The organism is Streptomyces sp. Root1304, from assembly GCF_001426405.1.
Lineage (GTDB): Bacteria > Actinomycetota > Actinomycetes > Streptomycetales > Streptomycetaceae > Streptomyces.
On record NZ_LMEP01000025.1, the window covers coordinates 364,579 to 378,981 of the forward strand.

The window sequence follows — 14,403 nt, forward strand, 5'->3', positions numbered from 1 at the left end:
CCCCTAAGATCTTCGCAAGCGTTTTCTCTATTATCGGCGGAGGGGTTGACCTAATGTATTTCCGGACATCAATTTCCGGAATGAATCTTGATTTATCTGCAGGGTTGACGCGGGGCTTCGGCGTGAATCCGTAATGTCTCGTTCCGGATCGCGGGGTCGCGAGATGGCGAGATGGCGAGGAGCTGGAGGGGGGTGGGCGGCGTCGCGGGCATGATGCAGGGGGAGCGGAGGGCGACGCCCTGCCGACGGGGGTCCGGTATGCCGCCGACGCGCGGGTCCGTATCCCGACGGCCCGTGGCGTGGGCTCGCTGAACGCCGGCGCGGCGGCGGCCGTCGCGTTCTGCGCGGGGGCGACCGGCCGCCCGGAGTCCCGACTAGGGGGGCTTAGCCCTGCAGGGCCTGCGCGGCGGCGATGCCCAGGGCCACCACGAGCGTCACGACCACGAAGACGAAGAGCCGCTGCCGCAGCAGCCGCGGGTTGGCGGGGCGGCGCCCCGTGGAGGTCGCGCGCACGCCGGGCCGGGTACCCGAGCGGGACTGAGGTCCCCGGGACCCTCCGGTCCGAGGTCCGGCGGACGGCCGCGAAGCGGGCCCGCCCACGCGCGCCTGCCCCCGCTCGGAGCCCCGCTCCGCACCACGTTCGGCACCTCGTTCGGCGCCCCGCTCCGGCCCCCGGCCCACCGCCGGCGCGTCCCGCTCGGTGTACCGCTCGGTCGGCCTGAGCGTGTTCCGCTCCTCTGCGCGCTCCCGTTGCACGGGCGGCCGGGAGACCGGCAGCCCCTGCGCCTCGCGCGCCGCGATCTCCTTGAGCCGCATGGACAGCTGGAGCGTGCTGGGGCGGTCCTCCGGGTCCTTGGCCAGGCAGGCCCGGACCAGCGGCGCGAGCGCGTCCGGGACTCCGTGCAGCTGCGGCTCCTCGTGCACCACGCGGTAGAGCATGACCTCGGAACTGCCGTGCCCGAACGGGGAGTCGGCCATGGCGGCGTAGGCGAGGGTGGCACCGAGCGAGAACACGTCGGTGGCCGGGGTGACGGCCGCGCCGCGCACCTGCTCGGGGGCGAGGAAGCCGGGCGAGCCGACGGCCGTGCCGACATGGGTCAGGGTGCTGGCCCCGGTGGCCCAGGCGATGCCGAAGTCGATGATCCGGGGGCCCTTGGGGGAGAGCAGGATGTTCGAGGGCTTGAGGTCCCGGTGGACGACACCGGCCTCGTGGACGGCGACGAGCCCCTCCGAGAGCGCCGCCCCGATCGTGGCCACGTCGGCGGCGCGCAGCGCGCCCTCCTCGGCGACCCGGTCGTGCAGCGAGGGCCCGGGAACGTACTGGGTGGCGAACCAGGGCCGCTCGGCCTCCAGATCGGCGGCCACGAGCCGGGCCGTGCAGCCGCCGCGGATGCGCCGGGCCGCGGACACCTCGCGGGCGAACCGCGACCGGAACTCCTGGTCCTCGGCCAGATCGGGCCGGATCACCTTCAGCGCCACCCGCTGGCCGCGCCGGTCGGACCCCAGGTACACGACGCCCATCCCGCCGGCCCCCAGCCTGCGGTGGAGCCGGAACGACCCGACGATCCGCGGATCCTCGCGCCGGAGCCGCATCATCGCCATGTCCGTCCCCTCGTCCGTTCGACGTGGCACAGCTTACGTAGTGGCGCCCGCGCGTGCTCATAGGCCGCGCCCTGGTACCGGATCGATTGTCAGTACTGAGGGGGACGAGCCCCGGCGGGGCCGAACGGCGGACCAGCCCAACCTCCCTTCCCTTCAAGTCACTTGATCAGGGGGCAGGGAGCGGGTCGGATGCCTCCGGGGGAGCGACCCGGACCGCGCCGACCAGCGCTTCCGTACGGGACCCCACGAAGTGAGCGATGTCACGCCCGCCCGCATCCCCGGGGTCGACTCCCGCAACCCCTCCGGGAAGACCCGGGGTTCCGCACCCACGTTCTCCACCCATGGGAGTACGCCGTACGGACGCGAGTCATCCTCCGGGAGGCCCGCAAGTCGGTACGCGGGCATGACGTTCCGCGTCTCCGGGATCCCTAGTGTTGAGGTCAAGCGGCGGGTGCAGCACTCGTCCCCCGAGGTCACGCACCCGCCGCGCCGGAACACGACAGGAGAGGAACCATGGCATTCACCGCAGCGCGGACGAGCCCCCGGCCTTCGAGCCGGCGCCACCCCCTGGTGGCCACCGCCATGGTCCTCCCTCTCGCGGCCCTGCTCGTGGTCGTCTTCGGCGGCTGGGAAGCGGTGGTCACACAGGCGTCGTCCGTGGGCGTGATGCTGGGGCGCTGACAGCGCCCCGGACCCGGGAGAGCGGCCCGGGTCGGGACATCCGGCCATCAGCCCCGTGGGGACGGGGGTGCGGCGGACGGCAGCGTGGGGCCGGTCAGCTGGGGAGCTGACCGGCCTTTCGCGCGTTCCCGCCCGCCGACCCACAGCCCGCCGCCCGCCGCCTGCCACCCCACAGCTCCACCGGCCCCGCCCCGGATACGCTCCCGGCGTGGACTCCACCGCCCCGCACCGCCCGCACGACCGCCTCGCCCCGCCCCTGCCGGAGCGCCTGGCGGCCGTCGCGCACACCGCCGCGCACGGACCGGACGCTCCCTGCCGCTGTCCGGGAACCCTGCTGGGGGTACTCGCCGACCGGGACGACGGGACGGTCGTACGCCACGGGGGACTGGTGGCGAAGGCACACGCCCCCGGCACCGACCCGGAGGAGCACCGCGCGCGGCTGGCGCTCGCCGGGCACCCGGACGTCTCCGGGGTCTTCCTCCCGCCCCTCGCGACGGCCCCGCCGGCACCGGATGCCCTGGACGGCCGCCCCGTCACCCTCTGGCCGTACGGCCCGCCCGTCGACCCGACGGACCCCGACGCCGCCCCCTGGGAGGAGGCGGCGCGACTGCTCGCCCTGCTCCACCGCACACCGCCGCCGCCGGGGACGGCGGCCCGGATCCCGGCGATGCGGGCTCCCGCGAAGGCGGCGCTGGCGGTCGACCGGATGCGCGCGACGGCCCCGGACCACCCGGCCACGGCGACGGTCCTCGCGGCCTGGCGAACGATCCCGGACGTCCGGGGACAGAACCCCGGCCCCCGGCGGGAGAACCCCGAGACCCGAGGCGCGACCCCCGACACCCGGCAGCCGCACCCCGAGACCCGCCGGTCGACCCCCGGCGGCCCGCCCCGGGCCCCCCGTCTCCTCTGCCACGGCGACTTCCACCTCGGCCAACTCGTCCGTGACACCCGCTCCGTGCCCGCCGGTCCCTGGCGGCTCATCGACATCGACGACCTCGGCCTCGGCGATCCGGCCTGGGATCTCGCCCGTCCCGCCGCCTGGTTCGCCGCCGGGATCCTGCCCCCGGAGGTCTGGTCCCGCTTCCTCGGGGCGTACCAGGAGGCGGGCGGCCCCGCCGTGGGCGCCGACCCCTGGGGCCGACTCGACGTCCCGGCCCGTGCGCTGACGGTGCAGACGGCGGCGCTGGCCCTCGCCAAGTCGACGGCGGAGCGCCGGCCGCTCGACGAGGTCGAGGAGGTGATGATCGACACCTGCGCCCGTATCGCGGGATTCCGAACCGACTTCGCCCCCCTCGGCGTCCACGTAAGGTGAAGCCACCATTCGAACGGCGAAGTCAGGGAGTTGAGCCGACCATGCAGTGCCCCAAGTGTCATGCGGCCATGCACACGTACAACCGCAACGGCGTCCAGATCGAGCAGTGCAGCGGTTGCCGCGGGATATTCCTGGACTACGGCGAGCTGGAGGCCCTGACCCGCCTGGAGTCCCAGTGGACCCAGCCGGCCCCGCCGGCCCCGCCCGCCCCGCAGGCCTACCCGGCGCAGCCCGCCCCGGCCGCTCCCGCCTGGGGTGCCCCGCACCACGGCGGCCACCACGGCGGCGGTCACTACCGCCAGCGCGGTTTCGGCCGGATGCTCTTCTCCTCCTGAGCGGGGGAACGCGGAAGCCCCCGGCCGCGAGATGCGGCCGGGGGCTTCTTGGTGGTGCGCGATACTGGGATTGAACCAGTGACCTCTTCCGTGTCAGGGAAGCGCTCTCCCGCTGAGCTAATCGCGCGGGGTGCACACGAGATACCCGAAGGTACTGCGTACTGCGTGCGCGATACTGGGATTGAACCAGTGACCTCTTCCGTGTCAGGGAAGCGCTCTCCCGCTGAGCTAATCGCGCGGGACGGTCCGTACGGACCGGATCTTCGGTTGTTCTGCGTGCGCGATACTGGGATTGAACCAGTGACCTCTTCCGTGTCAGGGAAGCGCTCTCCCGCTGAGCTAATCGCGCTTGGAGGTGGAGACGGGATTTGAACCCGTGTAGACGGCTTTGCAGGCCGTTGCCTCGCCTCTCGGCCACTCCACCAGGAGTGTGAATACAGGGGTTCGGGAAGATCCCCCACATCGAGCGGACGACGAGATTCGAACTCGCGACCCTCACCTTGGCAAGGTGATGCTCTACCAACTGAGCCACGTCCGCTTGTCGTTTCCGTTTCGCTTGCGCGTCCCGGCGACGTGTTGAACTCTAGCGGATTCCTGGGCCAGCACAAAAACGCGTTTCCGCAGCGTGCTGACCTGCGGGCCGATCCGGGTGCCCGGCCGGACGTCCCGGCGGGTTCGTGAGGCGTTCACCCGCCGTGTTCCCCGGGTCGCGGGGAGCCCCCGTGAGCGCGCCGGCCGTCCTCCGTCACCCGGCCGCCCCTCCCGCACCGGCTGCCCCACCCGCCCCCGGGAGACGGCCCCCGTCGCCCCTCCGCCGGCCGACCTGGAGCCGACCTAGACTCGATGCGTGCACGACCTAGCCCCTCTGGCCCGCTTCGGCGGCCTCGTCGCGACCGATCTCCGGGACGTCACCCACGACCCCGAGGCCCTGGACTCCGCCGGCTTCTGGGCCGTCTGCGCGGACTTCGAGGGGCGCCTGACCTGCGCCCGCTTCGGGGACGTGCGGGCCGACCCGGTCCCCCCACCCGTCCCGGGCGCCTGGCGCGGCCCCGCCGCCGGTGACTGGACGTCCTCGCTCGACCGCACCGCGTACGTCGCGGGCGTACGGCGCGTGCGCGAGCACATCGCGCGCGGCGAGGTCTACCAGGCGAACCTCTGCCGGGTGCTGACCGCGCCGCTGCCGCACCCCGCGACCGCCGACGTCGACGCCCTCACCTCGCTCCTCGCGCGCGGCAACCCCGCTCCGTACGCCGGAACGATCCGGCTGCCCGCGCACGGCGTGGAGATCGCGACCGCCTCCCCCGAGCTCTATCTGCGCAGGGAAGGGGCGCTCCTCTCCTCAGGGCCCATCAAGGGGACCGGCCGCACCGCCGCCGACCTCCTCCCCAAGGACCACGCGGAGAACGTGATGATCGTCGACCTGGTCCGCAACGACCTGGGACGCGTCAGCGAGACCGGCTCCGTCGCCGTCCCCGTCCTCTGCGCCGTCGAGGAGCACCCGGGCCTCGTCCACCTCGTCTCCACCGTCACCGGGCTGCTGCGCGAGGACGCCGGCTGGCCCGAGCTGCTCGCCGCCACCTTCCCGCCCGGCTCCGTCACCGGCGCGCCCAAGTCCAGCGCCCTGCGGATCATCGAGGCCCTGGAGACCGCTCCCCGCGGCCCCTACTGCGGAGGCATCGGCTGGGTCGACGCCGACGCGGGCACCGCCGAGCTGGCCGTCGGCATACGCACCTTCTGGATCGACCGCCCGGAGGGCGTGCTGCGCTTCGGGACCGGCGCCGGGATCACCTGGGGCTCGGACCCGGAGCGCGAGTGGGAGGAGACCGAGCTCAAGGCGGCCCGGCTCGTCGCGATAGCGTCGGGAACCTACGAGTCAGGCGCCCTTGAGGCGAGCGGAAAGGCCACTTCTCGATGAAACTCTGGGTCAACGGCGGGCTGCACGACGCGGAGACCGCCCGGGTCTCCGTACTGGACCACGGACTGACCGTCGGCGACGGCATCTTCGAGACGGTCAAGGCCGAGCACGGCGGGACCTTCGCGCTCACCCTCCACCTGGAGCGCCTCACCCGCTCCGCGCGCGGCCTCGGCCTCCCCGACCCGGACCTCGACGAGGTCCGGCGCGCCTGCGCCGCCGTCCTGGAGGCCAACCCGATGGCGCTGGGCCGGCTCCGCATCACGTACACCGGAGGGCTCTCGCCGCTCGGTTCGGAGCGCGGCGACGCGGGTCCCAGTCTCGTCGTCGCCCTCGGCGAGACCGGCCGCCGTGCCGACACCACCGCCGTGATCACCGTGCCCTGGACGCGCAACGAGCGCAGCGCCCTCACGGGCCTCAAGACCACCTCGTACGCGGAGAACGTGGTGGCCCTCGCCAGGGCGCGCGAGCGGGGGGCGTCGGAGGCGCTCTTCGCCAACACCGTGGGACAGCTCTGCGAGGGCACCGGCTCCAACGTCTTCGTCGTGGTCGACGGACGGATCCTCACCCCGCCGGTCTCCTCGGGCTGCCTCGCCGGGATCACCCGTGCCCTCGCGGTCGAGTGGACGGGCGCGGAGGAGACCGATCTGCCGCTGGAGGTCCTGGAGAGCGCCGAGGAGATCTTCCTGACCTCGACCCTCCGCGACGTCCAGGCCGTGCACCGGGTCGACGGACGCGAACTGACCGCGACGCCCGGCCCCGTCACCGCCAAGGCGATGCGGATCTTCGACGAGCAGGCGGCCCGGGACCGGGATCCGCGTCTCGGGTAACGGCCGCCGCGGCCGAAAACCTGATGACGTACGGCCCCGGGGTGGGTAGAACACCTCTGATGACCACCACCCTGCGGCCGGCCGAGCCGCTTCAGCAGACGCCCGACGGCGGCCGTTCCCGTACGTACGACGTGTGCGTGAACAGCCGCCGCGTCGGCTCCGTCCACCTCTCCACCGATCCGGGCTTCGGCGCCGCGTCGGGTGTGATCAGCGGTCTCGGGATCGACGAGCCGGACCGCGGCCGCGGCCGGGGCACGGTCGCGGCGCTCGCCTCCGAGGAGGTGTTGCGGGGCTGGGGCTGCGTCGAGGTGCAGATATCGGTTCCGGCGGACGCCGAGGCGGCCCTGCGGACGGCCCGCTCGCTGGGCTACGCCGAGCGCAGCCGGAACATGGTCAAGGAACTGCCCGAGGAGCCGCCGGCGCTGCCGGACGGCGTCGAGGTCCGGCCGATGAGCGGGACCGAGTACGCCGCCTGGGAGACGCGGGCCAAGGACGGCTTCGCGCAGAGCTGGATCGACCGGGGGGTCCCGGAGGAACAGGCCCGCGCCAAGGCCGAGGACAGCCACCGGAAGTACCTGCCGGACGGGCTTGCCTCGCCCGGTGTCGCGATCCACGTGGTCGTACGGGACGGACGGGCCGCCGGGTTCCTGTGGACCGGCCGGATCGAGATCGAGCCGGGGCAGTGGGCGGCCTTCGTGTACGACATCGAGGTCGACGAGGAGCACCGCGGGCTCGGCTACGGCCGGGCGCTCATGCGGGTCGCCGAGCGGGTCGCCCTGGAAGCCGGGGAGACCCTGCTCGGACTGCACGTCTTCGCGGGCAACACCCCGGCGATCCGGCTCTACGAGTCGCTGGGCTACCGCACGACCTACGTCAACAGCGCCAAGACCCTGGGGTAGCGGAGGGGCGGGCGGTCGGCCCGCGGGGGCGGCCGGGCCTGCACGGACGGCCGGGCCTCCGGGCGAGGCCGGGCCTTCGGGGGCGTTCGGGCCTTCGGGTGGGTCAGCCCTTCAGGAGGCGGTCGGCGATCTCCTCGATGCGCTCCCGCAGCCCCTCCTGGCTCTGGCCGCCGTCGAGGCGCTCGCCGCCGATGACGTACGTCGGCGTGCCGGTGACCTTGATCGCCTTGCCCTCGGCCTCGTCGGCGTCGACGGTCAGCAGATGCCGGCCGTCGATCAGCGCCGTGTCGAACTCCTCGGCGTCCAGGTCCAGTTCACCGGCGATCTCCAGCAGGAGCGGCTCGCCGCGCTCGGCGAGATCCGCGGTCCTGGCGAGCAGTGCCTCCACGTACGGCCAGCCCTTGCCCTGCGCGAACGCCTCCTCGGCGGCCTGCGCGGCGGCGTACGCGTGCTTGTGCTTCGCCAGCGGGAAGTGGCGCAGCTGTACGTCGAGCCGGTCGCCGTACGTCTCGCGGAGCGCGCGGACGTCGCCGAGGGCCTGGAAGCAGTCGGGGCACTGGAGGTCGAACCAGGCCTCGAGGGCGACGGGGGAGGTCGGTGCGGTGGTGGTGTCACTCATGACAGCAGTCTCCCTCACCGGTCCGCCCCGCCGGGACCCTCGGGGTTCCCACCGGGACCTGGGGAGGAGATCCGGCGGGGAGGACCCGGAGATCTCCCTGAGACCGGCCTCGGACCGTGGCCCCGGACGCTCCCGGCGGTGCAGGATGGAAGGGACGTATCACCCGGGACCTGGAGGACCGCATGCTCGCCGAGACCATTTGCTCCGCGGTGTCCGTGGCGGGCCTGGGCGTCGCCGCCGTCATGGCGTACCGGAAGCGTTTCCTGTCCGCCGCACGGATCACGGCCTACGCCCTGGTGCCGCTCGGTCTGGTGATGACGGGCGCCGTCGACTGGATCGCGGACACCGCGTTCAGTCCGGTCGCCTGGGCCGGGTTCGGTGTGCTCGGCGCCGCCTGGCTGCTCTTCCTGTCGACCCGGGCCGTCGAGCGGCGCCGCGGCGACCGCAAGGAGACCACCGGGGGAGCCGAGCCGAGAGCCGTGGCCCCGGGGGCGTCGGCGCCCTCGCGCGCCGTGGCGGCGAAGCCCCCGGCCGGGCAGTCCTCCGGTGAGGACTTCAGCGACATCGAGGCGATTCTGAAGAAGCACGGGATCTGATCACTTCTGGCGATTCCCGGTCCCATCCCGTCCCCATCCCGTTCCCGTGATCCACGGGAAGGGGTGAACGGGCCCTGCGGTGGGGCGTGTTGCGGGATTCTCGGGGTCCGGCGTGCGCGATCATCCCCCCGAGATGCTGGATACCTCGCGGGAGACCGTCCCCGCCACCACCGATGCCCCCGCCGAAGAGCCGCGCGGCTGCCTGTTCGCGCTCTCCCAGCCGCCCCTCATGATCTTTCTCGGGGTGATCGGCTGCCTGCTGCTGCTGGCAGCCGTCAACGATCTCTTCGTCCGGTGAGCCCGGGGCCCGGGGGAGGTCAGCCGGCCGCTTCCTTGCGGCGCGCGCGGTACGCGGCCACGTGCAGCCGGTTCCCGCAGGTGCGGCTGTCGCAGTAGCGGCGCGAGCGGTTGCGGGAGAGGTCGACGAAGGCCCGGCCGCAGTCCGGCGCCTCGCAGCGCCGCAGCCGCTCCTGCTCGCCCGCCACGACGATGAACGCGAGGGCCATGCCGCAGTCGGCCGCGAGGTGGTCGGCGACGGAGGCGCCCGGCGCGAAGTAGTGCACGTGCCAGTCGTAGCCGTCGTGGTCGGTGAGCTGTGGCGTGGTGCCCGCGTTCGCCACCAGCTGGTTGATCAGCGGGGCCGCGATGCGGGCCTCCGGGGCGGAGAAGACCGCCGCGAACTTCTCCCGCACCTCGCGTACGGCCCGCAGATCGGCGGCGCCGAGCTCGCCCACGCCACTGACCTTGTGCGCGCGGACGAAGGTCAGCAGACCGGGGATGTCCGCGAGCTCGTCCTCGCGGTCGCCCTGCGGCGCGGTGTTCATCAGATCGACGACGGTGTCGAGGGCGATCCGGGTGTCGTGGGGGATCAGCACGATTCGCTCCCTGGCCGGCCGCGGGCGGGCGCCCGCGGAATGGCGCTGACTTTAGCGCGACCGGGAAAAGGACAACGGCGCCCACCACCGCGCCGGCTGCGCGGTGGGGAGCGCCGTTGTCGTGCCTATGTGACTGCCCGCGCGGCGCCGTCGCCCCGAGTCGGACGGCGCCGTGCGGCTCTCGGCCTGGCTCAGCTGTCGGCCAGGATGTGGGAGAGCTCCGTATCGAGATCGAAGTGCCGGTGCTCGGTGCCCGGTGGCACGGCGGCGTCGGTCCTCTTCAGGAACGACTCCAGGGCCCTCGCCGGGGCCTCGAGCAGGGCTTCTCCCTCGGGGGAGCTCAACGCGATGCAGACGACTCCCTGACCGTGACTACGGGACGGCCAGACTCGGACGTCGCCCGTGCCGGTGGGCCGGTGCAGCCCCTCGGCGAGAAGGTCGCGGGCGAAGACCCATTCGACCGTCTCCTCGGCTCCGGTGTGGAAGGTGGCGTGCACGGCATAGGGATCGGCCGTGTCATACCGCAGGCCCGCGGGTACAGGCAGTGAGGACTCGCTCGACACAACGAGGCGCAGGTGCAGCTCGCAGCTGACCGTGGTGTTCATAAGCGCCAGGGCCTTTCGCTCAGTGTGCGCTCGGGGATTCGCACGTCGGCGAAATCGACATGCCACCTCCAGGGTCGTTGTAAACCCCTCTGTCGGTTTTGTGATCGTTCAGGTCGCTCGTATGGGTGCGTGTGACCTGCGGTAATACCGCCATTCCGGGGAGGGGGTCCGGTCGGGTAAGTTGGTGGGCATGAATGCGGAGAGTGACCAGCGCGCCGGGGAGTCCGCAGACGGCCAGGAAGCCGAACTGGGATCCCGTGCACCGGAGTTCATCAAGTCCCGACGAGGCCTGCATCTGAGCTGGCAGGTCGGTGTCTTCATCGTGGGACTCGCCGTGGTCGGCGCCGGGGTGGTCATGCTGCCGCTCCCCGGACCCGGCTGGCTGGTCATCTTCGGCGGCATGGCGATCTGGGCGACCGAGTTCGTCTGGGCGCAGCTCGTGCTCCGCTGGACCAAGCGCAAGGTGACCGAGGCCGCACAGCGTGCTCTCGACCCCAAGGTCCGCCGCAGGAACATCATCCTCACCACCGTCGGCCTGGTGATCATCGCCGCCCTGCTCGGCGTCTACCTCTGGAAGTTCGGCTTCGTCATGCCGTGGAAGATCGACGAGTGACCCTCGGGTGGTTCGGAAGCCCCGCTGACATGCGGTAATGTTTGCGGTGCACCGGGGCGATTAGCTCAGTGGGAGAGCACTTCGTTCACACCGAAGGGGTCACTGGTTCGAACCCAGTATCGCCCACCACCCGGACCGAAGGCCCGGAGACGGAACGCCGTCTCCGGGCCTTCGGCGTTCCCCCGCTCACCGCATCCGGGCCAGCCGCTCCCGCAGCCGCCGGGCGTCCCGGAGCCGCTGCTCGTACGTCGCGCCGACCGCGAGCAGCAGCAGCCCGGCGAGGGCCGGCGGCAGCCAGCGCGGCAGCGCCCCCACCGCCTGCACCACGTACGGCGCCAGCTCGTGCAGCCCGTCCAGGGCGAGCACCCCGCCGCCCAGCACCAGGAGGGCCTGGAGCCGGAACCGCGCACCGAGCAGCGTCACCGCCAGCGCCGCGACCCCCAGGACCAGCGGGCGCACCCACTCCGGGTCCGTCCAGGCCGCCGCGAGACTCGGCAGCAGCGTCGCCGCGAGACCCGGCCCGTACGCCGTCCACGAGGAGGCCTCCGGGTCCCGGCGGCGCCGCAGGAACCCGACGACCAGGGCGGGCACGGTCACCGGCAGCGTGTACGCCTCCGGGGTCGTCACGTCCCAGACCGCCAGCCGCACCCAGGCGGCCGACAGGAACAGCACCGCCGCCGTCCACGAGGCGAACCGCCGCCGCTCCGGGCGCACGGCCGTCGCCGCCGCGATCACCCCGCCGAGGGCCAGGGCGAGCGCGAGGAACGCGGGCCGCGACGCGGCGAACCCGAGGGCGAGCACCCCCACGGCGCCGCCCGTGATCTCGACCGGCAGGGCCACCGGGCGCGCCTTGGCACCGACGAACGCGGTCGCCGCCGGAACCAGGAGCAGCGCGAGCGCCGTCCCGTGGTCCTCGAACCCGCCGACCGCCGCCACCGAGAGCACGAGCCCGGTCGCGGTGAGCACCGCGCCGCAGGCCGCGACCACCCGGCGGGTGTCCGTACCGAGCACCGCCACGCCAGTGAGCAGCGCGAGCACCGCCCCCAGCACCACGAAGGTGGCGCCTCGGACGTCCAGGGCCAGGGCGACCGCGCTCACGGCGGACGCGAGCCCGCCGACGTACGCGCTCCACCCGATGACGGCCCCGGGCGAGGGCGCGGGAGCCCGCGTCACGGGCCGGGAGGGCGTCCAGGCGGGCCACCCGGGCCCGGTGCCGGGGGCCCCGAACGCGCCGGGTCCGGAGGGCGTGCCCGGAGTGGGTGCGGCAGGGGTGTCGGAGGCCTCGGGCGCCGGCGTGGCCGGTGCGGTCCGGGGCTCCGGCTCCCGCAGGCCTCGCGTCAGCGGGGACGGCCGGACCGCGATCCACAGGGCCGCCGCGCTCGTCAGGAGCTGGAGGGCGAGCGTCGCCGCGTAGGGCAGGCCCAGGGAGACCGGCAGGGCCGTCAGGAGCGCCCAGCCGAGGGCGAGGGACCCGCAGCGGGCCCACAGCCGGGGGAGGACCGCCAGCGCGGCGGCGGCCACCGCCAGGACCAGCACGGCCGTCCCCGGGTACGAGGCCAACTCCCGTCCGGCGTGCTCGCCGGACCACACCTCGGTGGTCCGGGCCAACGGCCCGAGCAGCCCCGCCGCCACCGGCGGGAGCGCCCAGAAGACCCCCAGAGCAGCCACCCCGGCCCCCGCCCGGGCGAACCCGCGCCGGATGCCGGCCGGTGTCCGGAGCGCGGAGGTGCCCGCCACCGGGCCGCCCTCGGATGCGGGAACGCCGCCCTCGGGCGCCCGCCGCCCGTCGGCCGGAGCCGCCGTCGCGCCCGGACGCCACACCGACATCAGCGCCAGCCCGCACAGGACGTACGCGGGAACCGCCCAGTCCGCGGGCACGGCGGCGCGCAGCAGCCCGCCGAGGGCCGCCACCGACGCCAGACCGGCGACCACCGCTCCCGCCACCGACAGCGCGGGCGTCCGCCAGGCCCCGTACAGCGTCACCGCCGCGCTCGCCAGGAGCAGCGCCGCGCCGCTCCACGGCGAGGTCAGCGAGAGCCAGCCACCGGTCAGGAGCGCCCAGCCGCCGAGGGCCGTCGCACCCGTCGCGGCCGTGATCCGCACCGAGGCCGGACGGGTCCACAGCACCACCGCCCCGTCCGCCGCCGCGGTGACCAGGGCCGCCCAGGCGAAGGCCGTCGGACCGCCCCCGGCCGCCAGCACACCGAGCGGCAGCGGCAGCTGCCCGGCGACCACCGCCGCCGGCAGCGGAATCCGCAGCCGCGACAGCGCCGAGCCGTACGCCGTCCACGCGCCCGCCAGGACCGCCGAGACCACCGCCGTGTACCCGAGACCGTCCGTCCCCGGCAGCGCCACCCGGTGCACCGCGTACGCGTCGAGCACCATGAGGACCAGACCCAGCGCCGCCACCGACTCGGCCGTCGACACCAGGCCCCTGCGCAGCAGCGCCACCGGCGTCGCCAGGGCCGCAGAGGTCACCACGGACAGGACCACCGCCCGCCCGCCGATCCCCATCGACCCCCAGCTGACCAGGGTGAAGGCGACGGCCGCGATCGTCAGCAGGGTGCCGCCCAGCGTGAGCAGCACGTTCTGCGCGCTCCGCGGCGTCGAGTCCGCGGGAGCCGGAGCGGGGAACGGGCGGGGCGTCGGGGGCGCGGTCGGCGTGGCCGACGCGTGGAGGACCTGGATCAGCCAGGCCCGCCGGGCCAGCAGCTGGGACCGGCGTCCGTCGAGTCGCGCCAGCTCGCGGTCGACGAGCACCAGCTCGTCCGCGGGCGGCAGGGAGTTGTCCATGTCCGGAGTGTGGCCCCGGGCACACCCGGCCGGAATGCGTCCCGGTACTCATCTTCCCGCCCGGCCGCCCTGAGTACCCCCACACTGGGGTCATGGACTGGTGCCGGTACAGCTTCCGCAGCGTCTGGCGGCTCCCCGCCCCGCCGGAGGCCGTCTACGCCGTCCTCGAACGCGCCGAGGAGTACCCGAGCTGGTGGCCCCAGGTCCGCGAGGTCGTCCCCGTCGACGACGCCACCGGCACCGCCCGCTTCCGCTCCCTCCTCCCGTACGACCTCGTCGTCACGGCCCGCGCCCTGCGCCGCGACCCCGCGGCCGGGGTCCTGGAGATCGGACTCGGCGGCGACCTGGTGGGCTGGGCCCGCTGGACACTCGCCCCGGAAGGGACCGGCACCCGCGTGGTCTACGAGCAGGAGGTCGAGGTCCGCGCCCGCCTCCTGCGGGCCCTCGCCGTCCCCGGGCGGCCCGTCTTCCGCGCCAACCACGCCTGGATGATGCGCGGCGGACGGCGGGGTCTCGCCGCGAGTTTGAAGGGAACGCGCGAAGAGCGCCGTTGAGGGTGGTGGCCGGGCGCCGGGCGGGCCGGTTTGAACGGAGGGCGCGAAGGCCTGTATGGTTCAACCCGTTCCCGGGCGATTAGCTCAGCGGGAGAGCACTTCGTTCACACCGAAGGGGTCACTGGTTCGATCCCAGTATCGCCCACCGGGTAGAGGCCGGTCCGTCGAAAGACGGAC

At 73.8% G+C, this 14,403-nt stretch carries 15 protein-coding genes, 7 tRNA genes and 1 pseudogene; 13 read left to right on the forward strand and 10 right to left on the reverse strand.

Annotated elements, in window-relative coordinates:
• Positions 1-221: 221 nt before the first annotated feature.
• Positions 222-371: pseudogene (locus ASD33_RS36590) on the forward strand (rRNA methyltransferase); the annotation flags it as partial.
• Between the two features lie 13 nt (positions 372-384).
• Here the strand turns inward: ASD33_RS36590 and ASD33_RS28285 are convergent.
• Positions 385-1,602 (reverse strand): serine/threonine-protein kinase, encoded by a 1,218-nt coding sequence (locus tag ASD33_RS28285; protein WP_056566614.1) that lies wholly within the window; start codon positions 1,600-1,602, stop codon positions 385-387.
• Between the two features lie 513 nt (positions 1,603-2,115).
• On the opposite strand from ASD33_RS28285, the gene ASD33_RS35875 reads away from it, so the two are divergent.
• From ASD33_RS35875 to ASD33_RS28295, 3 genes are all read left to right on the forward strand, one after another.
• Positions 2,116-2,283: a hypothetical protein gene (locus ASD33_RS35875; RefSeq protein ID WP_199863602.1), complete on the forward strand. Its 168-nt coding sequence runs from the start codon at positions 2,116-2,118 to the stop codon at positions 2,281-2,283.
• 208 nt (positions 2,284-2,491) lie between these two features.
• Positions 2,492-3,595, forward strand: a complete 1,104-nt coding sequence (locus ASD33_RS28290) for an aminoglycoside phosphotransferase family protein (RefSeq protein ID WP_242427179.1) — start codon at positions 2,492-2,494, stop codon at positions 3,593-3,595.
• A 41-nt stretch (positions 3,596-3,636) separates the two neighbouring features.
• Positions 3,637-3,930 carry a zf-TFIIB domain-containing protein gene (locus ASD33_RS28295; protein ID WP_056566617.1) on the forward strand — a complete coding sequence of 98 codons (294 nt, stop codon included), beginning with the start codon at positions 3,637-3,639 and terminating at the stop codon, positions 3,928-3,930.
• A gap of 52 nt (positions 3,931-3,982) precedes the next feature.
• Here ASD33_RS28295 and ASD33_RS28300 read toward each other — a convergent pair.
• The 5 genes from ASD33_RS28300 to ASD33_RS28320 all read right to left on the reverse strand — a co-directional run bounded on the left by ASD33_RS28300 (position 3,983) and on the right by ASD33_RS28320 (position 4,468).
• Positions 3,983-4,057: transfer RNA gene (locus ASD33_RS28300), tRNA-Val, on the reverse strand.
• 39 nt (positions 4,058-4,096) lie between these two features.
• Positions 4,097-4,168: transfer RNA gene (locus tag ASD33_RS28305), tRNA-Val, on the reverse strand.
• A gap of 39 nt (positions 4,169-4,207) precedes the next feature.
• Positions 4,208-4,279 (reverse strand) — tRNA-Val (locus ASD33_RS28310).
• 1 nt (position 4,280) lies between these two features.
• A tRNA-Cys gene (locus ASD33_RS28315) sits at positions 4,281-4,354 on the reverse strand.
• Positions 4,355-4,395: 41 nt separating this feature from the next.
• A tRNA-Gly gene (locus ASD33_RS28320) sits at positions 4,396-4,468 on the reverse strand.
• Positions 4,469-4,777: 309 nt separating this feature from the next.
• Between ASD33_RS28320 and ASD33_RS28325 the strand changes: the two genes are divergently transcribed.
• Genes ASD33_RS28325 through ASD33_RS28335 form a run of 3 tightly spaced genes read left to right on the forward strand, consistent with a single transcriptional unit; the run spans position 4,778 to position 7,571 of the window.
• Positions 4,778-5,845 carry a chorismate-binding protein gene (locus ASD33_RS28325; protein WP_056566620.1) on the forward strand — a complete coding sequence of 356 codons (1,068 nt, stop codon included), beginning with the start codon at positions 4,778-4,780 and terminating at the stop codon, positions 5,843-5,845.
• Entirely contained in the window at positions 5,842-6,672 is an 831-nt protein-coding gene (locus ASD33_RS28330) for an aminodeoxychorismate lyase (protein WP_056566622.1), read from the forward strand. Before ASD33_RS28325 ends, ASD33_RS28330 begins: the two co-directional genes overlap by 4 nt.
• Before the next feature lie 59 nt (positions 6,673-6,731).
• Positions 6,732-7,571 carry a GNAT family N-acetyltransferase gene (locus ASD33_RS28335; protein WP_056566625.1) on the forward strand — a complete coding sequence of 280 codons (840 nt, stop codon included), beginning with the start codon at positions 6,732-6,734 and terminating at the stop codon, positions 7,569-7,571.
• A gap of 103 nt (positions 7,572-7,674) precedes the next feature.
• Here the strand turns inward: ASD33_RS28335 and ASD33_RS28340 are convergent, their stop codons facing one another.
• On the reverse strand, positions 7,675-8,190 hold the full coding sequence (locus tag ASD33_RS28340) for a DsbA family protein (protein WP_056566627.1): 516 nt from the start codon (positions 8,188-8,190) through the stop codon (positions 7,675-7,677).
• 182 nt (positions 8,191-8,372) lie between these two features.
• Here ASD33_RS28340 and ASD33_RS28345 point away from each other — a divergent pair, with 182 nt between their 5' ends.
• Positions 8,373-8,786, forward strand: coding sequence for a hypothetical protein (locus ASD33_RS28345; protein WP_056566630.1), 414 nt, complete (start codon positions 8,373-8,375; stop codon positions 8,784-8,786).
• 133 nt (positions 8,787-8,919) lie between these two features.
• A complete protein-coding gene (locus ASD33_RS35880) occupies positions 8,920-9,084 on the forward strand; it encodes a hypothetical protein (protein WP_199863603.1) in 165 nt (54 codons plus the stop codon).
• A 19-nt stretch (positions 9,085-9,103) separates the two neighbouring features.
• On the opposite strand, the gene ASD33_RS28355 is transcribed toward ASD33_RS35880, so the two are convergent.
• Both ASD33_RS28355 and ASD33_RS28360 read right to left on the reverse strand, forming a co-directional pair.
• Positions 9,104-9,661, reverse strand: a complete 558-nt coding sequence (locus ASD33_RS28355) for a CGNR zinc finger domain-containing protein (RefSeq protein WP_056566637.1) — start codon at positions 9,659-9,661, stop codon at positions 9,104-9,106.
• 191 nt (positions 9,662-9,852) lie between these two features.
• Positions 9,853-10,266 (reverse strand): SsgA family sporulation/cell division regulator, encoded by a 414-nt coding sequence (locus ASD33_RS28360; protein WP_015032345.1) that lies wholly within the window; start codon positions 10,264-10,266, stop codon positions 9,853-9,855.
• 190 nt (positions 10,267-10,456) lie between these two features.
• Here ASD33_RS28360 and ASD33_RS28365 point away from each other — a divergent pair, with 190 nt between their 5' ends.
• Both ASD33_RS28365 and ASD33_RS28370 read left to right on the forward strand, forming a co-directional pair.
• Entirely contained in the window at positions 10,457-10,879 is a 423-nt protein-coding gene (locus ASD33_RS28365; RefSeq protein WP_056566640.1) for a TIGR02611 family protein, read from the forward strand.
• 54 nt (positions 10,880-10,933) lie between these two features.
• Positions 10,934-11,008 (forward strand) — tRNA-Val (locus tag ASD33_RS28370).
• A gap of 57 nt (positions 11,009-11,065) precedes the next feature.
• Here the strand turns inward: ASD33_RS28370 and ASD33_RS28375 are convergent.
• Positions 11,066-13,672 (reverse strand): hypothetical protein, encoded by a 2,607-nt coding sequence (locus tag ASD33_RS28375; RefSeq protein ID WP_056566642.1) that lies wholly within the window; start codon positions 13,670-13,672, stop codon positions 11,066-11,068.
• Positions 13,673-13,764: 92 nt separating this feature from the next.
• Between ASD33_RS28375 and ASD33_RS28380 the strand changes: the two genes are divergently transcribed.
• Both ASD33_RS28380 and ASD33_RS28385 read left to right on the forward strand, forming a co-directional pair.
• Complete coding sequence (locus ASD33_RS28380; RefSeq protein ID WP_056566645.1) at positions 13,765-14,226, forward strand: SRPBCC family protein; 462 nt, start codon at positions 13,765-13,767, stop codon at positions 14,224-14,226.
• Positions 14,227-14,299: 73 nt separating this feature from the next.
• Positions 14,300-14,371 (forward strand) — tRNA-Val (locus ASD33_RS28385).
• Positions 14,372-14,403 lie beyond the last annotated feature (32 nt).